This window comes from Desulfovibrio sp. (assembly GCF_034006445.1).
Classification (GTDB): Bacteria; Desulfobacterota; Desulfovibrionia; order Desulfovibrionales; family Desulfovibrionaceae; genus Desulfovibrio.
This window is the reverse complement of sequence record NZ_JAVESS010000009.1, coordinates 74891-96430: the sequence shown is the minus strand read 5'-3', so window position 1 is coordinate 96430 and position 21540 is coordinate 74891. Positions and strand designations below refer to the sequence as shown.

Sequence of the window (21540 nt, the reverse complement as noted above, 5' to 3'; positions counted from 1 at the left end):
ACCCTTTTTCAAAAGGGTCCCTCCCCCACAGAGCATTTCCTCCCCCACAAAACATTTCCTCCCCCACAGAGCATCCCTTCCCCGCAAAGCGTCCCGGCACGGCGTACCCGTGACGCCGAAACGCGCACCCCGCTCGCGGTAAAAATACCTGCTCTCAAAGTTGTTCTGCCCACATGTTGACACAGCCCTTCAGTGATTATAGCGTACTCGCACAAGGGGAGTAACTGGGTTCTTGAAACCCGGGCGGCATCAACAGCATGGCTTTAAGCCTGGTGCCGCCGTCGGTTCCGCCGATTAGTGAGACCTTGGCATCAATAGAGTGCCAAGGTCTTTTTATTTTTTAAGGAGACAACATATTATGACCATCCGCGCCCTGAGGCCCTATATACTGGCTGTACTCATGACCATTCCCGGTCTGGCTCTTCATCTCGCACCGCCCGATATTTCTCCTTTGATTGTAACCGCACTCGCGGGCATGGCCATTCTTGGAGCCTCGTTTCTGCTTACCTGGGCCTGTGAAGTGGCCCAGATGGACATGCCGCAGGCTGTGGCCGTGGCGGTGGTGGCCTTTATCGCCGTATTGCCCGAATACGCCGTTGACATGTACTTTACCTGGATGGCGGGTCAGCACCCCGAAAGTTCCTACTCCCATTACGCCATTGCCAACATGACCGGAGCCAACAGGCTGCTTATCGGCGTGGGGTGGTCGGCTATCGTGCTTATCTTTGCCGGGCGCTTCCACTCCGCCGTGGTTCTGCACAGCGACAAACGCACCGACGTGCTGTTTCTGGCCATGGCCACTATTTATGCGCTTATCATTCCGCTCAAGGGTTCCCTTACCTGGGTGGACGGGCTGGTGCTTCTTGGCATCTACGTCTGGTACATACTCATCATCATGCGCCGCCCCGTTGAGGAAGAGGAGCTTGAAGGCCCGGCCGCCGTACTGGCGCGTCTGGCCAAAAAAGTGCGTCTTCGCAGCGTGATGCTCATTTTTGTGTTTGCGGCCATCGTGATTTTGGGCAATGCGGAAATGTTCAGCGAAGGGCTCATTGCCAGCGGCAAAATGCTGCACGTCAACGAATTTCTGCTGGTCCAGTGGATTGCCCCTCTGGCCTCGGAAGCGCCGGAATTTATTGTGGCCCTCATGTTCGCCTCACGCGGCAACGCCGGTTTGGCTCTGGGCTGCCTGCTTTCTTCAAAACTTAATCAATGGACCCTGCTGGTTGGCATGATACCTGGCGTATACGCGGCCTCTTCAGGCGGTTTTTCCCCTTCCATAAACCTTGACACGCACCAGTTTCAGGAAATATTACTCACAGCCGGGCAGTCGCTTTTTGCCGTGGCTTTGCTGCTTGACCTGCGGCTGCACGTACGCGAGGCGATCTGGCTGCTTCTGCTCTTCAGCCTGCAACTGCTTTCGCCCCTGTATGACGTACAGCTTGAAACCATGCTGGGGCTGCCGCATGATCCCCTGCGGCTGCATTTCTTCTATGCCAAGGTGTATCTGGTGCTGGCGGCTGTGCTGCTCATCAAGAACTGGCGTCAGGCATGGGATCTTCGCAAGGGCTTCAAAGTTTAAGTAAAGCCTGTATACTGCTGTACAGCGGCATGACAGGGACGAGAGCACGTTTGCCAAACTGCTCGGCCATACGGGAGCAGGCGCTCGCCGTGAAGGCGCAGGCGCAGTGTATCTGCGCTGTTACACGCCATAACGGGCGTATCTGGAACATTGAGAATGTACGTTCGCAAAGCCTCTCTGCTCTAGAGCAGATTAACTTTGAAATGGGAAGCATTTCATAGTGTTCATTCAGCCGGGAAATGTGATTTGCGACTGAATCCACGCCACGTTGTGGCGCGCTGCACTTTCGTGCAGCGTTAGAGCATTGACACTTTTTCAAAGTTACATTGCTCTAAATGAGGAAAAGCCATGCAGCTTCCCTTTCAGGTTTTGCGGTTTTTTCACCTTGCGGCTCTTTTGCTTCCGCTGACGACATTCGCTGGTGCGGCCCGGTTTTCCAGGCCGCACCAACGCAAACAACGCACAATATACGGCCCCGGCGTGACGGCGGGGCAAATGCAAGACGGTTTCGCTCCTGATCCTGCAGAGGCACAGATGGCATACTACCTCCGGCAAAATGTTTCGCCTTCACCCATTACCGGTTATCAAGGTATCATATCCATGCCGCGCCTTTTGTCTTTTCTTCTGCTGGCGCTGCTGCTCGGTGAACGGGCAGCCGAAGCGGCCCGCATGCCGGGTCAGCAGACCCTCTCTCCCTCTCAGGCCCAGGAATTTACCGCTACCGCCGATCTGACGGAAACCGGCGCCGCCCATGAGCCCACCACCCCCACGGAAGCCACGGGGCATGCCCGCTCTGACGACAGCGTCAAACCGGGTGCGCCCTCGCAGGAACACGCCGTAAATCAGGCCGGAGAACACGCTGGCGACCAGGCCGCCCCAGAGGATCAATCTGCCCGGGACAACGCCGCCGCCATCATTTCCGGCTCGCGCAAGCCCGGCATCATTGAACACCAGCTTGTCCGCGACCAGAGCGGCGGCCCTGTCATCAACATCCGCTACCCCTCTGTGGGCAGCAAGCAGATAGACAGCGACATACGCCAATGGGTCACAGGCATCGCCACCGCTTTTGAGCAAAGCTGCAGCAACGGCAACTTCGCGGCAGGAGCGGGACTCGACGGCGAGCGAGCGCCATATGAACTTTGGGGGTCGTACAGCGTCTCGTCGCCCTCCCCCGCTGGCCTCAGCATCACGTTCGAAGTATGGACGTACACCGGTGGGGCCCACGGCAATCTGGACGTCATGACCCTGAACTACAGCCTGCTCACAGGGCAGCGCCTGGGCCTGGTGGATCTTTTTGAAGACCCGGACGCGGCCCTGCACCTCATGTCCACATGGGCATACAAGGAACTTTCACGCCGCCTGGGCGGCATGCGGCAGGAACAGATGCTGCGCACCGGCCTTAACCCCGTGCCGGAAAACTTCGCCAGCCTGACCCTGACCCCGCAGGGCATACGCATCAATTTTCAGCCCTATCAGGTCGCCCCATGGGCCGCTGGAGCACAAAAGGTGGACATGCCCCTGGATCAGCTCCTGCCGGCCAGCCCCCTGCTGCGCCTCTGGGGCCGCTAGAGCTACGGGTATTTGAGGGGGCCTTGTGGAGGAGAGATACAGTAAATGCTTTTCGGAAAGCACTGATTAAAGAGCCTTCTGGAAACGCGCAGTTATTTCGTTTGGCGAGGCGCGATCTTTTTTTGAAGCAGGAGTGGACTCTTCCGTCCTCGACTGTTTCAAAAAAAATGAAGCAACGCCGCCAAACGGAATAAATCAGCGTTTCCTTAAAGATGCTTTGTGGGGGAGGGACCCGTTTTAGACCAGATTAACTTTGAAATGCTTCACATTTCAAAGTTGTCATTCTGTCGAAAATGCGATTTCCGACAGAATCCACGCCACTTTGTGGCGCGCCGCACTCTCGTGCAGCGTTATAGCATCTAACTTTTTCAAAGTTAGATGCTATAAAAAGGGTCTCCTCCCCCACACCCCCACCCCCTAAAACTCTTATAGTAGTTTAGCGTGGCACAGGATGCTTTCTGGCTTGATGCGGGGGTTCCAATGCTACGTAAAAGGCTCCGTGCGGCAAAACCACACGGAGCCTTTTACACAATACACGTTGAAATTTTCTGGCCGCTACGGGTAGACGCTCCCCCACCGGGCTATTCCATAAATTCCACTATTCCCGCAGCCAGCACGCGGCCTGCGGCGTCATAGACAGCGGCGACCTGTCCGGGGGCGGAAGGAAACTGTGGCTCGGCAAACGCTATTTCAAGGCGGCCCTCCACATCCAGACGCACGCTGGCGGGCGCGGGCCTGTGCCTGTGGCGCAGACGCACCAAAACTTCATGCGGCCAGCAGCGCATAGGCAAGGCCACATTGGCGATGCCCGTGGTGCAGCGGGTGACGCCCAACAAGGCGCGCGGCCCCACAACCAGCGTATTGGCAAGGCCATCCTTGGCAAGCACGTACAGGGGCTCGCTGTGGGCTATTCCCAGGCCCTTGCGCTGCCCTTCGGTATAGCGCCAGAGGCCCTTATGGCGGGCTATCTCCCGCTGTGTGCCGTCCGCATTCCGTAAAACAACAGGGCCAGGGCCGGGAGGCGCGATGGACGCCGCCTGCCAGTGGCGCTCAAGAAATGGCCGATACGCCTCGGAAACGGAACCGCCGCCCGACGCCATATCTGCGGAAGCCCCCACAGCCGGGGCAAAGCAGATATCCTGACTCTCACCGGGCAGGGGCACAGTCAGACCAGCCTGCGCCACAATTTCGCGGGTGCGGGTTTTATCCTGATCAGCCAGGGGAAAGCAGGCCTGCGCCAGCCGCGCCCGTGGCACGAGACTCAAAAAATAGCTCTGATCCTTGGCCGCGTCATGTGCGGCGGCCAGCAGGGGCAGGTGGGCCGTGTGCCCCGTCGTTTCTTGCGATTCGCTCTCTTCTTCCGGCGCGCTCACAAGCCGCGCATAATGCCCTGTGGCCAGTTTGTGCGCGCCAAGCTTTTGCGCGGCGTCCAGCAAGGCCCCGAACTTGATGGCCCTGTTGCACAGGGCGCAGGGGTTGGGCGTGCGCCCCGCCGCATAGGCTGCCGCAAAAGGGGCCAGCACCTCACGCTGAAAAATCTGGCGCAGGTCTGCTACATGCAGGGGCACGCCAAGAGCCGCGCAGGCATCTTCAAGGCCGGGCGGCGGAGCAAGCTCGGCTTCCGGCAAAAAAAGACCGTGCAGAGCCAGCACCTTGTGCCCTGCCTGCTGCAGCATGACAAGTGCGCAAAGGCTGTCCACTCCGCCGCTGACGGCCACTGCCACGGTGCAGGGAGAAGCGGTGGTATTGCTCACGGCCATATTGTCATCCTTGAAGCAGTTCGACTTTACGTCTGTTATGATGCGGAAATCTGGGAACAGGCCAGAAAACTCTTGGGCCATTGTGAACTACAATAAAAGTTTTAGGGGGAGGGGGTGTGGGGGAGGAGACCCTTTTACAAAAGGGTCCCTCCCCCACAAGGCATTTCAAAAAAAACTGATCAAAAACAAAATACGGTTTGGGGAAAGAAAGCCCGAGCGTGCAAGAGCTTTCTTTCCCCAACAAAAGAGCGCCTGACGGCGATTACAGAATCTGATTGAGGAACTGGCGCAGGCGGGGATGCCGTGGGGTCGTGAACAGGGTTTCGGGTCTGCCCTGCTCCACAATCTGCCCCTGATCCATAAAGATGAGCCTGTCTGCCACGGTGCGGGCAAAGCCCATTTCGTGGGTAACGCAGACCATGGTCATGCCTTCTTCCGCCAGTTTGACCATAACGTCCAGCACTTCGCCCACCATTTCCGGGTCAAGGGCCGAGGTGGGTTCGTCAAAAAGCATGATGGCGGGCTGCATGGCCAGGGCGCGGGCTATGGCCACGCGCTGCTGCTGGCCACCGGAGAGCATGGCCGGATACACGTTGGCCTTCTCGCTGATGCCCACCTTTTTGAGCAGGCCAAGGGCGCGGGCTTCGGCCTCTTCGCGTGTAAGTTTGCGCAGCTTGATGGGCGCGAGGGTCAGGTTTTCCAGCACAGTCTTGTGGGGGAACAGGTTAAACTGCTGAAAGACCATGCCAAGATTCTGGCGGATCAGGTTGATGTCATTGTCAGGGCTCATGATGTCCTGACCCTTGACCACGATCTTGCCCTGATCGATCTCTTCCAGCCGGTTGATGGAACGCAACAGGGTTGACTTGCCCGATCCGGAGGGGCCGATGATGACCACGCGCTCGCCGGGCGCGATATCCAGGCTCACGTCCTGCAGCGCGGGCAGCGAGTCAAAATACTTCCAGACGTTGCGAATGGTGATAATGGGGGCGGTGGTGCTACTTTCCGTCATAATAGTTCAGCCTGGATTCCATAATGCTCACGGTTTTGGAAAGCATGAGCGTGATAACAAGGTACAGCAGGGCCACCACGGTATAGGTCTCAAAGTAGAGGTAGGTCGTGCCCACGAAGCTTCTGGCCCGCTGCATGATGTCCGGCACGGCCATGATGGACACAAGCGAGGTATCCTTGAGCATGGCAATGCATTCATTGCCCACAGGGGGCAGGATGGTGCGCATGGCCTGGGGCAGCACCACATAGCGCATGGTCTGAAAACCATTGAAGCCCAGCGAACGGGCCGCTTCACTCTGCCCTTTGTTGATGGCCGTGATGCCCGCGCGGAAAACTTCGCCCATATACGCGCCGTAGCAGAAGCTGATGGCCACCACGGCAGAGGTAACGCCGCTGACCTGCACAAAACGCGAAAGCGCATAATAGATATAAAAAATCTGTACCAGCAGCGGGATACCACGAATCACCTCCACATAGGTGGAGGCGATGAGATTGATAAGCCGATTGTTTGAAATGCGCCCAAGGCCCGTCAAGAGCCCCAGAGGCACAGCACAGCATATGGAAAGAACGGTGATCTTAAAGGTAATCAAAATGCCGTCAGGCAAATAGAGCAAAATCCGCAAATAGGGCTCGGGCCAGCAGAGGCACAGGGCGAACAAAGTGGAAATGGCCCCTACCAGAGCAATAGACCATGCGTTTATCAGACGCCATTCACGAGGATCAGGGATGGAAGCCCCATCCGTGACCATGATGATATTGCCCTTGCTTCCATCTTTTTTGTCGTGCATCTCAATCCTTCAGGTCAATACGGCTACGGCGTCCGGGCCTTGCGGCCCGGACGCCCTGTAAAATCATGGCGGCGGAGCCTGACTACTTGGAGGCGCCCATCCACTTTTCAAGCAGCTTTGCTTCAATGCCGGAAGCCTTCACTGCCTTGATGCCCTTGTTCAGCTTTTCAACAAGGTCCTTGCGGCCCTTGCGCACGGTGAAGCCGTAGTATTCCTTTTCGTCGGTCTTGTACGAAAGGTTCAGCTTGCCAGCGGTGTCGGCCTTCTTGTTGGCGTAGTACATGGCAACAGGGTCATCGCAGATGACGGCGTCAATGCGTCCGCCGAGCATGTCCTGAATGGCCAGGCCCACATCGTCGTATTCCTTGAGGTCCACGGGCACGCCGGACTTGCGCACAACAAACACGCCGGTGGTGCCAATCTGGCCGCCGACCTTTTTGCCCTTGAGGTCTTCAAGGCTCTTGATGCTCTTGCCAGCGGGCAGCACAACCGCCTGCGCCACTTCATAGTAAGGATCGGAGAAATCGAACTGCTTCTGGCGTTCGGGCGTAATGGTGGTGGCAGCGGCCACGATGTCGTACTGGCCGGTGGCCACACCGCCGAAGATACCGTCCCAGGCGATATTGCGCACATCAACTTCAAATCCGGCAGCCTTGCCGACTTCAGTGATGAAGTCCACGTCAAAGCCCACGGGTTGCTTGTTTTCATCAAGATATTCCATGGGGGGCCAGGTGCAGTCTGTGGCCACAATATATTTTTCGGCGGCCACTGCCTGACCGCAAAGTAGGGCCAGGGTCAGCAGGGCAAGAGTAAGTCGACGGATCATGAAACCTCCTTAACGTGCGACAAAACGTTGCTGGCGGATATCAGCAGCGCTTTTTATGGGCTAGTTGGTTTTGCCCATCCATTTTTCAATAATTTTGGCTTCTTCGCCAGACGCCTTCACCTGCTTGATGCCCTTGTTGAGCTTTTCAACAAGCTCCTTGCGGCCCTTGCGCACGGTGAAGCCGTAGTATTCCTTTTCGTCGGTCTTGAACGAAAGATTCAGCTTGCCAGCGGTGTCAGCCTTTTTGTTGGCATAGTACATGGCAACGGGATCGTCACAGATGACAGCGTCAATGCGATTGTTCATGAGATCCTGCATGGCCAGGCCCACATCGTCATATTCCTTGATGTCGGCGCCCACGTTGGCCTTGCGCAGCACAAAGATGCCGGTGGTGCCTATCTGACCGCCGACCTTTTTGCCCTTGAGATCGGCAAGACTCTTGACGCTCTTGCCTTCGGGCACGACCACGGCCTGCACCACTTCATAGTACGGGTCGGTAAAGTCAAACTGCTGCTGGCGCTCGGGCGTAATGGTGACGGAAGAGGCCACAACATCGTACTGGCCAGTGGTTATTCCGCTGAAGATGCCGTCCCAGGCCACGTTGCGCACTTCCATGTCCGCCCCTATTGCCTTGCCAATGGCACGCAGGTAGTCGGTGGAGTAGCCTTCGGGTTTCTTGTTGGCATCAAGCATTTCCATCGGCGGCCAGGTGCAGTCGCTGGCAATGATGATTTTATCAGCCGCCAAAGCGGGACTGCACATAAGGACGAGACCAATCATGGCGAGGGCAATTCGGCGAAGCATGGGACCTCCTAAAATGGTTTCCTTCAAAGCCCGCCGCCCACGGCGTCTGTGGGGGGACGCCAGCTCCGCATACCGCTGATGCGGCAAACAGACCACAATTGGACCGTTTTTACCGGAATGCGCAGTGCCACCAGTACGGGGCGGGCAGCCAGAAAAGAGCGTGTTCTTCTTTAGCGTTGGGCGCGCCCTGCGTCAAGCACAGGGGTTGCCAAAAAGCGGTAGGCAAGACTGCGCCTACCACGTATTGCCAGGGGTGGGATCGGTATTTTCCGGCCCATCCAGTGGGATATCCTCATGCCGGGTGCCGTAGCCGTTGCTCTCCACCGCGTCGATTTTACGGGCATGCGGCAAGGCGTTGGGAACCGATTTTCCGGCAGCGTACACCGCTTCGCCGTCAAGGTCATCACGGTCGTCACGCAGGGCCTGCTGTAAAAACCAGTCTTCGCGGATGCGCCAGGATGCGGCGGCCGTATACGCCGGGGAGGAGTACCCCACTGAAAGCACAAGCGTGCGGCGGGCATGCTCCTGAAGGCGGATAAGCAGGGGCGTAAAATCGGCATCCCCTGAAAGAATGATAAATTCGTCAAACTTGGTTGAATGTGAAAGATCATCCATGCAGTCCATGACCAGATGGATGTCCGTGCTGGTTTTGCCCCGCGACGTGAGTGGCGGACAGTCCACCACCTGAAAGGCGCTGCGGATAAAGAAATTGCGAAATTCCTGATATCGCTGCGGATTAAGATAGCACATGCGTTTCAGAATGCGACGGCGTACGCCTTCACCATAAAGAATGCGCAAGGCGTGATTTTCTATCCAGCGCACCCAGCGGTAGGGCGCGGAACCAAAAGCCCGTGCGGCTTCGGGGTCAATTTCAAGGAATCGGGTAAAAATATTGTCGAAATCAACATAAAGAGCGCTGTAAACCTCATCAAATCCTGTAAATCGTGCCATGGTGTCCTCATAGTAAGCTAACGAATTAGCTTAGTATATTTTGCCTGCCATCAGATGGCAAGGTTTTTGCCCCACTTGAATTGCCTGGGCTCGCGAGTTATTATAAATAGGTTACAAACGTATACCTTTTTTTCGGTATGGAGGGACAGTGTATAACTTGCTGGAATACGGTAAAGCCCGTCTGGACGCCTTTCGTGTGCAGGCAGGGGCTTTCCGGCAATCCCCTCCGGCCGAGCGCTGGTTTTCCTGTCTGTTCTGGTCCTTCTGGATCTCACTGGTCACGTTTCCTATGGGCTACGCTATCCGGGACATCATGCCCCTGGTCTGCCTGGTTTTTCTTGCCCTCTACTACCGTCACAACTGGCAGAACAGCGTGCTGCGGCGGCTCGGAGCCTGGCCGCTCTTTGTCTGTTTCGGGCTTATGGTTCTTATTGGCGTCGTCTTTTCCAGCAACGTGGGTTCTTCACTGCTGCATGCCAGTTCCGGCCTGAACAAGGGCTTTATTCTGCCCTTTATCGCCATGGAGTGCGTGCGCAATGAAAAAGACCTGCTCCGGCTGGTGTGGGCCAGTGTTCTGGCCGTTTTCTGGCAGGGGCTGGACGGCATATACCAGGCCCTGACCGGCAAAGATTTTCTTATGGGCTACCCGCCAAACTGCGGACGCCTCACAGGCAGTTTTGACGATTACGAGGTGGGCAACTACATTGCCCTTGCCCTGATTCCCGCGCTCAGCCTGTGGTACATTTTACGTCAGTGGTTCTCACGCCTGCCCGCACTGCTGCTCTACACGGCAACCCTGTGGCCCGCGTTTTTTCTGCTCGCGGGCGCGGCAAGCCGTAGCGGCGCGCTGGCCATTGCAGCGGCTCTGGGTCTGTGGTGTTTACTGGCAGACACGGGCAACCGGATAAAAAGCCTGCTCTACGCCAGTGCGGCCCTTTTTTTGATCCTTCAGGCTCAGGGCCGCGCCGGCATGGACGAGGTGCTGGGTGACGGCAGATGGAGCCTGTGGAAGATGGGTTGGCGCGTCTTTCTCGAACACCCGTGGTTCGGGTCCGGAGCCGGACAGTATAATGCAGCCTTTCGCGCTCTTGGTCTCACGCCGGAAAAAGACCTTATCACTATCAGCCATCCGCACAACCTCTACCTTGACATGCTGTACGCGCACGGTCTGGTGGGCTTCACGTTCGGCATGATCTTTCTGCTGGGCTTCAGTTGGTGGGGCTATCAACGCATCCGGCCGCAACTTCTGGCCGAGCGCGCTTACGGAAGAACGGGCATTTACTGGCGCATGACGGCATGGTTCTGGATAGGCTTTGTGGCATGGCTGTTTAACGGCATCTTTGGACACGACTTCTATCGCGTCTGGTGGCTGGCCCTTGCCATGGGGCATCTGGGCGTCATGATAGGCGCGGTCGTCAATGGCCCGTCATCAGAAGAAACGGCCCGGCCAGCCCCATAGAGCATTTCAACTTTGAAAAAGTGTAAATACTCTAACGCTGTACGAAAGTACCGCGCGCCACAACGTGGCGTGGATTCAGCCGCAAATCGCATTTTTCGGCTGAATGAAAACTTTGAAATGTGAAGCATTTCAAAGTTGATCTGCTCTAGAAACATCGGGAAAGGGTACGACCCCATCACAAGCGTAGGCCTACGCAAAACACCGCTCGCGGATATCACGGCGGGGCCGGAACACGGGTTCCGGCTCCGCTTTTTCAATCAGGCGGCGAGTGCGGCGGCGGCCCGCGCAAACGCCAGGGCAGTTCAGGCTGAAGAGGCCCTTACGGGTGGCTGCCCCGGCTCACGGCCAGGGCCTTTATGAGAAACGGGCCACAGGGCGTTGCGCACGAAGCGCCCTGCACAACAGGTGAGCACATTTGCGCCGAAAAACTCACTCTCCGACAAATTCGTCGGCAGCGGGAGGTGTTCCCTCGGCATTCCTGTTGGCGCGCAACAGCGCCATGGCCTCGTCCTTGGTGATGATGCGGCCCCTACACCGCGCATTCTGGAGCGCGTTTTCAGGGCAGTAGCCCATCTGCACGCAATTGGGGCCTGCACCGGCAAAAAGGTCGGGGGCAGCCTTGCGGCACAGGTTCAGCATCTGCCACGCAAGATGCCTGATCTCGTATTGGGCGTTGCGGCAACAGCGGATGGAAAACCAGTCCAGCAGGGCGTGGGCGTTCATGCCCACAATGGCCTTGAATTCCGTGGCCTGGGGCTTCAGATAGCGCAGATCTTCTTCGGGCAGCCCGGCATCGAGCCCGGCATCGTACCACTGGCGGCCAAGATCGGCCAGATCGCGCCCGCTCAGATTGACAGTGCCGCCGTCGGGCAGGGTCACCTGCGCGGTAAATTCCGCCGCATTACGCGGATACACCACTGAATACCGGCGTTTTCCGCCCAGTTCTGCCCGGCCGGACTTGATAAGATAGGAGGCCAGGCGCTTGCGCACAAGCTGGGTTTCCGTCACGCGCGAATATCCCTCAAGGCCGAAGATGAAAAAATCAAATTCCAGCGCAGCCCGGTGTCCGGACGACAGGATATTCTCAACGATTTTTTTGGAATAAGGCGAGGCCACGATGTCTTCAAGTTCACGCTCGCTGCGCACAAAACGGGCCGCGACGTCCGTATAGATTTTTCCGCCGCCGCCCAGCAGCACCACTTTGCCGTTGCCAGTAAATTTTTCGTCCAGCATTAGACCTCCCTGGCGCGGACTACCGCCGCCCTGACAAGCATAAGCGAAACCGCTTTCAGCGGCAAGACAGCGCTCAAAATCACAAGTTCGTGGCGGTTGCTATCAAAGTCGCAAGATGCCAGCGCCAGCGCATATCTTGACACAGCAGGCCCAAAAAGCCAGAGTGAGAACCGTTTTCCGGCGTTTACCGTTTTCGGGACAAGCACCTGCCGTGGCCGACAGGCTGCACTTCTGCGTGCCTTGCCCTGACAGCGGTACAATGACGGCGACACAACTACGCACCCATGAGCTTTGGGGAAACGCTGATTTATTCCGTTTGGCGGCTTTGCTTCCCTTTTTTTGAAACAGTCGAGGACGGAAGAGTCCACTCTGCTTCAAAAAAAGATCGCGCCTTGCCAAAGGAAATACCAGCGCGTTTCCAAGAGGCTCCTTAATCAGTGTTTTCTTACAGCAAGGAGAGTACATGAGCCAGCATTCCGCCCCACATGGCAAACCGGACAGCAGCGGTTTTTTCGGCGCTTACGGCGGCCAGTTTGTTCCTGATTCCGTCAAGGCCCGCCTGGACGAGCTGACTGCGGCCATGGAGGCTGCCCTGGCCGATCCCGGATTTCTGCGCGAACTGGACGACCTTTTTCTTCATTATACAGGCCGCCCCAGCCCGGTTTTTCACTGCGCCAACCTGAGCCGCGCGCTTGGCGGCGCGCAGATATGGCTTAAACGCGAAGACCTCAACCATCTTGGCGCGCACAAAATCAACAACACCCTTGGGCAGTGCCTGCTGGCCAAAAGAATGGGGAAAACGCGCGTCATCGCTGAAACCGGTGCGGGGCAGCATGGCGTGGCCACTGCGGCCACCGCGGCCCTGATGGGGCTCGAGTGCACCATCTGCATGGGCGAGGTGGACATGGAGCGCCAGCGCCTCAACGTCATCCGCATGCGCATGCTCGGAGCCAAAGTGGTTGCCGCCACGTCAGGACAGCGCACCCTCAAGGAAGCCGTGGACGAAGCTCTGGGGCTGTGGGTAGCTGACGATGAAATGTTCTACGTGCTCGGCTCGGCCGTGGGCCCGCACCCCTACCCTTTTATGGTGCGGCAGTTCCAGGCCATCGTGGGCAGTGAAGCCCGCGCCCAGATGCTTGAAACCAGTGGCCGCCTGCCTGACGCTGTCCTGGCCTGCGTGGGCGGCGGCTCCAATGCCATCGGCATTTTTTCCGGCTTTCTGGACGACGCGGACGTGCGCCTCATTGGCGTGGAACCCGGAGGGGTGGGCAAGGAATACGGCCAGCACGCCGCTTCGCTCTGCCTTGGCGAGCCAGGGGTGCTGCACGGCTTCAACTCCTATATGCTCAAGGACGAAAAGGGCGACGCCGCGGCGGTGTATTCCATCTCCGCCGGGCTGGACTACCCTTCCGTTGGGCCTGAGCATTCCATGCTCAAGGACGCGGGACGCGCCGAATACGTCAGCATTACGGACAAGGAAGCCCTGGACGCCTTTTTTGCCCTGTCCAGGAGTGAAGGCATCATTCCCGCGCTTGAGTCTTCGCACGCTCTGGCACAGGCCATGAAGATGGCCCCTGCCATGCCCGACACCGCCATACTGCTGGTCAATTTGTCTGGCCGTGGCGACAAGGACGTGGCCCAGGTAGCCGAAATGATGGAAAAAGGCGAAATATAGGTTCTTTTCCCGCAAGGGGACAGATCGATAACGCAAAAGCCCCCGTCCAGTGGACGGGGGCTTTTGCTGGCCTTCTGGCGGGCACACGCCTGAGGCTTATGGGCTGAAACACCTGAACAAAGGGACAGCCCAATGTGAACTATACGCGGCAATGTTACGCGCACGACCCGCAAGCGTCTGCGCCGCAACCGCCAGAACAGCTTCAACGTGAAGCCGCCCTACTCTGAGACTTTTCTAAATAACTTCATTGATCGCCGAAAGCTGTTCCTGCGCCCTGAATTTGTGCTGCAACATGATGGGCAACGCTTCCGGATCAGCGGGGTCATATTCAAACATGACCGCCGTGCCAAAGCAGGAAAAATACTTGCTGCCGTCCGGGTGAAAGGCGACGTTTTCATTGTAGCCCACGATGGCCTGCGCGCCTTTGTTCATGGCGCGCGCCGCCATGCCGAAAAAAGCTTCCTCGGAGTCAAAACCCCGGCAGCACACGAGCCCCAGCACCTTGGCAATACGCCGCCCTTCCACCTGATGCGTGGTCACCACGGGGAATCGCCCGGCCAGAAACACTTCACGAATACGCGCGGTGGCGTCTGACACACGCGCCTGCTTTTCAGCTTTGCGAGCCTTTTTTTCCTGACCACCGAGTAAAAAAAACATGCCGGACCTCCAGAAACAATGGGATGCACAATGATGACGCTGTCGTGCCCTTTGTTTGCAAAGGTCTTGCCAGAAAACTTTTATTATTAAATTTAAGTAAGTTATATACGATTACTGTCACCTTGTCAGACCATTGACGACATTGCCTGCCCATATTCCCCCCTGCAAAAGCCCCGAGCTCGTCCATCCTGTCTGGCGGCAACGGCTGCCTCCTATCTGGCGGCAAAAGTGCGTCTCCTGCCCGGCGGCAGCGGTGCGTCTCCTGTCTGGCGGCAGCGGCGCGTCTCCTGTCTGGCGGCAACGGCTGCCTCCTATCTGGCGGCAACGGCGCGTCTCCTGCCCGGCGGCAGCGGCGCGGCTCCAATCCGGCGGCAGCGGTGCGTCTCCTGTCCGGCGGCAGCGGTGCGTCTCCTGTCTGGCGGCAAAAGTGCGTCTCCTGCCCGGCGGCAGCGGCGCGGCTCCAATCCGGCGCATATACCCATCAACGCATAAACCCGCCAATGGCGGGTTTATGCGTTTCTATTATTGTCTGGCGCTAAAACAGTTACCCTTTTTCAACGGTAACATGCCTAACTTACGATAAAAGTTTTAGGGGGTGGGGGCGTGGGGGAGGAGACCCTTTTACAAAAGGGTCCCTCCCCCACAAAGTATTTCACCCCTCTCCACAAAGTATCGCAACGTACCCGGCGCTATTGCGCGGGTTGTTTTTTGGTTTCGTCTTCGTGCTTTTCGGGGCGCAGGATGCGGCAAATGGGCTGGGCCGTCGCACGACCGGAGAAAATCTCCTCCGCGCTGGCGTCCAGGGCCTGAGGCAGCACTTCGTCCACATGATCCACAAAAACGATTTCAAGGTCTTTCAGCACCTCATCGGGCACTTCCTTGAGGTCTTTTTCGTTGTCGCGGGGCATGAGCACCTTTTTGATGCCGCTGCGGCGCGCGGCCAGCAGCTTTTCACGCAGGCCGCCAATGGGCAGCACGCGCCCACGCAGGGATATTTCACCTGTCATGGCCACGTCGTTGCGCACGGGTATGCCCAGCAGGGCCGACGTGATGGACGTGGCCAGGGTGATGCCAGCCGAGGGGCCATCCTTGGGTGTGGCCCCGGAGGGCACATGGACGTGGATGTCCACCTTGCGGTGGAAGCGGGTATCAAGCCCAAGCACTTCGGCCCGCGAACGCACATAGGAAAGCGCGGCCTTGGCCGACTCGGTCATGACTTCGCCCAGTTTGCCCGTGGTGACCACGTGGCCGGAACCGGCCATGAGGGTGGTTTCCACCAGCAGTATTTCGCCGCCGCGCTGGTTGTAGGCAAGCCCGGCGCACACGCCCACCTGCGGCTCGGCCTCGCGTTCGTCATGCCGGTATTTTTTGACGCCCAGAATGGAGGGCAGGCTCTGGCGCGAAATATTGACGCACTTGTCCAGGTTGTCCTCTTCCACAAGCTTGATGGCGGTTTTGCGGCACAGGGCGGCAATTTCGCGCTCAAGGTTACGCACACCGGCCTCGCGGGTGTAGGAACGGATGATCTCAAGGATGGCATTGTCCGACACGCGGATATTGCTTTCCTTGAGGCCGTGCTCCTCAATCTGGCGCGGCAGGAGAAAATGCCGGGCTATGTGGCGTTTTTCCGTCTCAAGGTAGCTGTTGAGCTCGATGATCTCCATGCGGTCCAGCAAGGGCACGGGAATGGTGTGCAGCGAGTTGGCCGTGGTTATGAAGAATATCTTGGACAGATCGTATTCCAGGTCCAGATAGTGATCCATAAAGGTGTGGTTCTGTTCCGGATCCAGAACCTCCAGCAGGGCCGAGGAGGGATCCCCTCGGTAGTCGGAGGTCATCTTGTCCACTTCATCCAGGCAGAACAGGGGGTTATTGTACTTCACCCTCTTGAGTGACTGGATGATCTTGCCCGGCAGCGCCCCCACATAGGTGCGACGGTGCCCGCGGATTTCGGCTTCATCGCGCACGCCGCCCAGCGACAGGCGCACAAAATCGCGCCCCGTGGCTCTGGCCACGGATTTGGCCAGCGACGTCTTGCCCACGCCGGGGGGGCCCACAAGGCAGAGAATGGGGCCCTTGAGCCCGTGCGAAAGCTTCTGCACGGCCAGATACTCAAGGATGCGCTCCTTGGGTTTTTCCAGGCCGTAGTGGTCGCCGTCAAGAATGGCGCGCGCCTTTTCGATATCAATATCTATCTGTTTGAGGTCATTCCAGGGCAGGTCGAGGATCCAGTCCACGTAATTGCGCACCACCGTATATTCGGCGGCCGATGGCGGCATGCTGCGCAGCTTCTTGGCTTCTGCAAGGGCCTTCTGACGCGCCTCTTCGGGCATGTCGCGGTCCTTGATCTTCTGCTCGATCTCGTCCACTTCGGCCATGGGATCGTCGTCGCGCCCCATTTCCTTGTTGATGGCCTTGATCTGCTCGTTCAGATAGTATTCGCGCTGGTTGCGCTCCATCTGCACCTTGACGCGGTTCTTGATGCGCTTTTCCACAGAGGCCAGCGCAACTTCGCCGTGCAGCATCTCGTAGGCAAGTTCCAGACGTTCGGTCACGTCGTCCAGTTCAAGGGCTTCCTGCTTTTTGCGGTAGTCCACCTTGAGATTGGGGATGATGGCGTCGGCCAGCGAGCCGGAATCGTGCAGAGCCATCATGGAAAGCACGGATTCCTGCGAGAGCTTTTTGTTGTTCTTGGCAAATTCTTCCAGCGCTTCATGCACGGCGCGCACCAGGGCCTCACGCTCATCGGGGCGGCTCTGCCACTCGTTGCGACGGCTCACGCGCACCATGGCGCACTGCTCGTCATCGCGCAAATCGTTCCAGTTGGCGCGGTACATGCCCTCAAAAAGCACCTTGATGGTGCCGTCGGGCAGGCGCAGCATCTGAAGAACCTTGCTGACCACGCCCACGGGGGCAAGATCCGAAGCGTCGGGTTTTTCCAGTTCCGGCTCTAGCTGGGCGACCAGAAAAATCTGCTTGCTGAAGCTGGCCTGCGCGGCCTCTATAGCTTTGATGGAGGCTTCACGCCCTACAAAAAGCGGCATGATGGAACGCGGAAACATGACCACCTCGCGCAAAGGCATGATGGGCAGATCCACGTATTTTACAGTGCCGCGTTCGGATTCAGTCATAGTTTTCCCCTGAAAGGCCATATTGGGGCGCAAATGGGCCCCGAACCTGGGAGATTAGAGCAGTTTTACCGATAATGGTAAACTGCTCTGCGCGAACTTTAAAAAAATTCGCGCAGAGATGCAGAGATGTGGCTGCCGGGCGACGTGCCACAGCACGCGCCCGTAACAGCATATGGGCCGGGATCAGGCGGCTTTACGCGGAGTTGCCGCTGGCCTGCGCCTGGCCGCCCTTTGTGGCCGGGCTTTCGCCAGCCTCGCCGAACAGCAGCACAGGTTCCTTGCCCTTGTCAATGACGGCCTGATTGATAAGGCATTCACGCACGTTGGGCATGGAGGGCAGCTTGAACATGATGTCGAGCATGGTGCGTTCCATCACGTTGCGCAGACCGCGCGCGCCGGTTTTGCGCTCAATGGCCTTGGCGGCAATGGCCTTGAGGGAGTTGGGCGTAAACCGCAGGGTCACGTTCTCGAACCCGAACAGCTTCTGGTACTGACGCACCAGGGCGTTTTTGGGTTCCGTGAGAATACGCACGAGATCAGCTTCGTCCAGTTCATCCACATGGGTGATGATGGGTATGCGGCCCACAAATTCGGGAATAAGGCCGAACTTCACCAGATCCTGCGGGTGAATCCTGTCCAGCAGTTCGCTCAGGGGCATTTCCTTGCTGGCGCGCACCTTGGCGCCAAAGCCCATGGCCCCGCCGCTCATGCGCGATTCAACAATCTTGTCCAGCCCCACAAAGGCGCCGCCCACGATGAACAGGATGTTGTTCGTGTTCATGCGGATGAATTCCTGCTGCGGGTGCTTGCGGCCCCCCTTGGGCGGAATGTTGGCCTCGGTGCCTTCAATGATTTTCAGCAGGGCCTGCTGCACGCCCTCGCCCGACACGTCGCGCGTAATGGACGGGCCGTCGCCCTTGCGGGAAATCTTGTCGATTTCGTCCACATAAATGATGCCCTTGCTGGCGGCTTCAAGATCGTAGTCCGCATTCTGGAGAAGCTGCACCAGAATGTTTTCCACATCTTCGCCCACATACCCGGCTTCCGTCAGGGTTGTGGCGTCGGCAATGGCAAAGGGCACGCGCAACACGCGGGCCAGGGTTTTGGCCAGCAGGGTTTTGCCGCTGCCCGAAGGCCCGACCAGCAGGATATTGCTTTTTTCAAGCTCCACGCCGTCATCGCCCAGGGCGTCAGCGTAGAACACGCGCTTGTAGTGGTTGTGCACAGCCACGGAAAGAATCTTTTTGGCCTCGTGCTGTCCGATGACGTACTGGTCAAGTCTGTCCTTGATTTCCTGCGGCGACAGCAGGCGCTCGTCGCCCTCGGTGCTTTCCACCTGATCGCGCGCGATGATGTCGTTGCAGGCTTTGACGCACTTGTCGCAGATGCTTGCGCCGTCCTGCACGATAAGGTTGCGCACCTCAAGCTCGCTGCGCCCGCAAAAGGAGCAGGTCAAAGGTTCGCTGACCGTGGGTTTGTCGTTCTTGGCCATATTATTCGCTCTTTTCCTGAGCCATCTCGTGGCGCGAAGTCAGCACGCGGTCAATGATGCCCAGATCTCTGGCTTCTTCAGGAGTCAAAAAGTTATCGCGTTCGGTCGCCTTGACGATATCCTTGAAGGGGCGGCCGGTATGTTCGGCAAGCATGCGGTTGAGGCGTTCCTTGAGGCGGAGCACCTCACGGGCATGGATTTCAATATCCGTGGCCTGCCCCTGATAGCCCGCCGAGGGCTGATGGATCATGATCTGGCTGTTGGGCAGGGCAAAGCGCATGCCAGGCTTGCCTGCGGCCAGAAGGAAGGCGCCCATGCTGGCCGCCCGACCCATGCACACTGTGGAAACAGGCGCTGAAATGAAGCGCATGGTATCATAAATGGCAAGACCGGCAGTAACCGATCCGCCAGGGGAGTTGATGTAAAGATTGATTTCTTTTTCCGGGTCCTGCGATTCAAGGAAAAGCAGCTGCGCGCAGATGAGCGAGGCCACGGTGTCGTTGACCTCGGAACCCAGCAGAACGATGCGGTCCTTGAGCAGGCGCGAGTAGATATCATAGGCGCGTTCGGAACGGCCAGTGGTTTCAATAACCATAGGAACTAGCGACATGTGAGCCTCACTACATGGCCTCAAGGGCCGGATATGGCAGCCCGGTAAACACCCGGGCCGCAAAAAAAGCAAAAGGCGGCCTTAGGGCCGCCTTCCCTTATTCTTATTTGTCTTCCTTGTCGCCGGGCTGAGCGCTGGCGGATGCGTCTGGCGCGGCGTCGGGGCCTTTTGGCTCCACTTCTTTGACATTGGCCTTGGCGTATACAATATCCATGGCCTTGTCGGCCAGCATGCGATCACGCAGCACGAAGATCATGCCCGAGCGTTCGTACTGCTCGCGCAGGGACTTGAAATCTTCGCCAGTGCGCATGGCAAGCTGGTAAATCTGTGTGGTGACTTCGTGGTCGGTAACGTCCAGCCCTTCCTTCTTGGCGATGGAAAGCAGCAGAACCTGGGAGCGGGCCAGCTCATCGGCCTGGGGCTGGGTTTCTTTACGAAGTTCTTCCATGCTCTTGCCAAGGCTTTCCAGGCTGCGGCCCTGACGCTCCAGCCTGGCGGCCATGTCGCCCAGCAGTGTGTTCATCTGGGTTTCCACAAGGCTGGGGGGTAATTCAAACTGCACCATCTTGAGCAGGGCGTCCAGCAGGTTTTTCTGCGCCATGCTCTTGCTCAGATTGGTACGGCTCTGGATGTAGCTGTTGGCAATGGTTTCTTTCAGCTTGTCCACGCTTTCGAGGCCAAGGGTCTTGGCAAGCTCGTCGTTGAGTTCGGGCAGCTTGCGTTCCTTGATGGCGTGCACCTTGACCTTCATGGTCACGGTCTTGCCCGCCAGATCCTTGGCAAGAAAATCATCGGGAAAACGGATTTCGCCTTCGCCTTCTTCGCCGTACTTCACGGTCTTGACCAGGGCTTCAAAATCTTCCAGAGCCTGACGTTCACCAAGGGCCAGGTCAAAGCTTTCAGCCTTGACGCCTTCAATGGGCTCGCCGTTATCAAAGGCGGCAAAGTCAACGGTGGCTATCTGGCCGTCCACGGCGGGGCCTGCGCCGTCCACGGGCACAAGCTCGGCGCGGTCGCGCAGGATGCGATCAATCACGTCCTGCACTTCTTTTTCGTCCAGCACCACTTTTTCCTGCTCCACATCCATACCTTCGTAGGGGGGCACGTCAAAGGTGGGCAGAACTTCAAATTCGATGGTGTACGAGAAGCCCTTGCCGCGATCAAAGGTGTCGGGCGTGTCCACATCAAGGCCGGAAAGCGGCGAGACGTCGAGCTTCTGCATCACGTCATTGATGTGCACATTGATGAGGTCCTGGCGGGCCTCTTCATAGATCTTGTCGCGGAAGCGCTGTTCAATAACCGAGGCCGGGACTTTGCCCTTGCGGAAACCGTCAACCTGCACGGAGGTTTTATACAGGGCGACCGCCCCCATAATGGCGGCTTCGACTTCCTGGGGTTCCGTGGTGATGACGACCTTTTTTCTAACCGGCGAGATATCTTCAGCGCTATATTCCACGAGGGGCTCCTTTTATGGGTGGACGTGATGGTGCGAGAGGGGGGACTTGAACCCCCATACCTATGGTGCTGGATTCTAAGTCCAGTGCGTCTACCAATTCCGCCACTCTCGCAAAGCGTGTTTCCATAGCACACTTGCGCCCGGCCCGCAAGCCGCGACCTGCTCCGCCGGAAGTGCGAGACGCGTGGCGGCGCGTGTGGAATCGGTGCCAAAAACGTAACTCTTAAATACTAATGTCATCCAAAACAATGGCAACAGGCAAAGCAAAAAAAAGCGGCAGGCACGCTCCTGAAGCGCGCGCCACAGCCGCGCTCACTTTTTTTCAAAGCCAGCGATGGCCGGGCCAAACCGGGGCATGGGGTGGGACTGCCCGCGCGGGCCACCTGCATGGGTCGTGGCGGTAGCAGCAAAGCTACATGACTCCCGACCCAATAGCTTTCTGCCTGAAATACGCAGTCCCTGCTCCGTCCGCGCTTCAAACCAGATAAAACTTTGGCCATACTAAAATACAGTAAAGGTTTTAGGGGGTGGGGGCGTGG

The 21540-nt window shown here is 57.8% G+C and carries 16 protein-coding genes and 1 tRNA gene; 4 read left to right on the top strand and 13 right to left on the bottom strand.

Annotation, left to right across the window (positions count from 1 at the left end; all coding sequences use genetic code 11):
* Positions 1–358 precede the first annotated feature (358 nt).
* Both RBR41_RS09440 and RBR41_RS09435 read left to right on the top strand, forming a co-directional pair.
* Complete coding sequence (locus tag RBR41_RS09440; RefSeq protein WP_320352309.1) at positions 359–1579, top strand: sodium:calcium antiporter; 1221 nt, start codon at positions 359–361, stop codon at positions 1577–1579.
* Positions 1580–2113: 534 nt separating this feature from the next.
* Positions 2114–3148 carry a DUF3298 and DUF4163 domain-containing protein gene (locus tag RBR41_RS09435; RefSeq protein WP_320352308.1) on the top strand — a complete coding sequence of 345 codons (1035 nt, stop codon included), beginning with the start codon at positions 2114–2116 and terminating at the stop codon, positions 3146–3148.
* A 581-nt stretch (positions 3149–3729) separates the two neighbouring features.
* Here the strand turns inward: RBR41_RS09435 and RBR41_RS09430 are convergent.
* From RBR41_RS09430 to RBR41_RS09405, 6 genes are all read right to left on the bottom strand, one after another.
* A complete protein-coding gene (locus RBR41_RS09430) occupies positions 3730–4908 on the bottom strand; it encodes a tRNA-specific 2-thiouridylase (RefSeq protein WP_320352307.1) in 1179 nt (392 codons plus the stop codon).
* 262 nt (positions 4909–5170) lie between these two features.
* The gene (locus RBR41_RS09425; protein ID WP_291303321.1) at positions 5171–5920 is read right to left on the bottom strand and encodes an amino acid ABC transporter ATP-binding protein; all 750 of its coding nucleotides are present in this window, start codon (positions 5918–5920) and stop codon (positions 5171–5173) included.
* Positions 5907–6707 carry an amino acid ABC transporter permease gene (locus RBR41_RS09420; RefSeq protein WP_320352306.1) on the bottom strand — a complete coding sequence of 267 codons (801 nt, stop codon included), beginning with the start codon at positions 6705–6707 and terminating at the stop codon, positions 5907–5909. The genes RBR41_RS09425 and RBR41_RS09420 overlap by 14 nt, the downstream gene beginning before the upstream one ends.
* Before the next feature lie 82 nt (positions 6708–6789).
* Positions 6790–7533 (bottom strand): basic amino acid ABC transporter substrate-binding protein, encoded by a 744-nt coding sequence (locus RBR41_RS09415; protein WP_320352305.1) that lies wholly within the window; start codon positions 7531–7533, stop codon positions 6790–6792.
* A 60-nt stretch (positions 7534–7593) separates the two neighbouring features.
* Positions 7594–8337 carry a basic amino acid ABC transporter substrate-binding protein gene (locus tag RBR41_RS09410; protein ID WP_320352304.1) on the bottom strand — a complete coding sequence of 248 codons (744 nt, stop codon included), beginning with the start codon at positions 8335–8337 and terminating at the stop codon, positions 7594–7596.
* A gap of 234 nt (positions 8338–8571) precedes the next feature.
* Positions 8572–9288 carry an NYN domain-containing protein gene (locus RBR41_RS09405; protein ID WP_320352303.1) on the bottom strand — a complete coding sequence of 239 codons (717 nt, stop codon included), beginning with the start codon at positions 9286–9288 and terminating at the stop codon, positions 8572–8574.
* A gap of 148 nt (positions 9289–9436) precedes the next feature.
* Between RBR41_RS09405 and RBR41_RS09400 the strand changes: the two genes are divergently transcribed.
* The gene (locus RBR41_RS09400) at positions 9437–10747 is read left to right on the top strand and encodes an O-antigen ligase family protein (RefSeq protein WP_320352302.1); all 1311 of its coding nucleotides are present in this window, start codon (positions 9437–9439) and stop codon (positions 10745–10747) included.
* Between the two features lie 429 nt (positions 10748–11176).
* Here the strand turns inward: RBR41_RS09400 and RBR41_RS09395 are convergent, their stop codons facing one another.
* On the bottom strand, positions 11177–11980 hold the full coding sequence (locus tag RBR41_RS09395; protein WP_320352301.1) for an FAD-dependent thymidylate synthase: 804 nt from the start codon (positions 11978–11980) through the stop codon (positions 11177–11179).
* Positions 11981–12443: 463 nt separating this feature from the next.
* On the opposite strand from RBR41_RS09395, the gene trpB reads away from it, so the two are divergent.
* Positions 12444–13655, top strand: a complete 1212-nt coding sequence (gene trpB / locus RBR41_RS09390) for a tryptophan synthase subunit beta (protein WP_320352300.1) — start codon at positions 12444–12446, stop codon at positions 13653–13655.
* A gap of 234 nt (positions 13656–13889) precedes the next feature.
* Here trpB and RBR41_RS09385 read toward each other — a convergent pair whose 3' ends face one another.
* The 6 genes from RBR41_RS09385 to RBR41_RS09360 form a co-directional block, all read right to left on the bottom strand.
* Entirely contained in the window at positions 13890–14312 is a 423-nt protein-coding gene (locus RBR41_RS09385) for a hypothetical protein (protein WP_320352299.1), read from the bottom strand.
* A gap of 689 nt (positions 14313–15001) precedes the next feature.
* Positions 15002–17443, bottom strand: a complete 2442-nt coding sequence (gene lon / locus RBR41_RS09380) for an endopeptidase La (protein WP_320352298.1) — start codon at positions 17441–17443, stop codon at positions 15002–15004.
* Between the two features lie 193 nt (positions 17444–17636).
* The gene (gene clpX, locus RBR41_RS09375; protein ID WP_320352297.1) at positions 17637–18935 is read right to left on the bottom strand and encodes an ATP-dependent Clp protease ATP-binding subunit ClpX; all 1299 of its coding nucleotides are present in this window, start codon (positions 18933–18935) and stop codon (positions 17637–17639) included.
* 1 nt (position 18936) lies between these two features.
* Positions 18937–19545 carry an ATP-dependent Clp endopeptidase proteolytic subunit ClpP gene (gene clpP / locus RBR41_RS09370; RefSeq protein ID WP_179979709.1) on the bottom strand — a complete coding sequence of 203 codons (609 nt, stop codon included), beginning with the start codon at positions 19543–19545 and terminating at the stop codon, positions 18937–18939.
* Between the two features lie 103 nt (positions 19546–19648).
* Positions 19649–21001, bottom strand: coding sequence for a trigger factor (tig, locus tag RBR41_RS09365; protein ID WP_320352296.1), 1353 nt, complete (start codon positions 20999–21001; stop codon positions 19649–19651).
* A 28-nt stretch (positions 21002–21029) separates the two neighbouring features.
* Positions 21030–21113, bottom strand: a tRNA-Leu gene (locus RBR41_RS09360).
* Between the last annotated feature and the right edge of the window lie 427 nt (positions 21114–21540).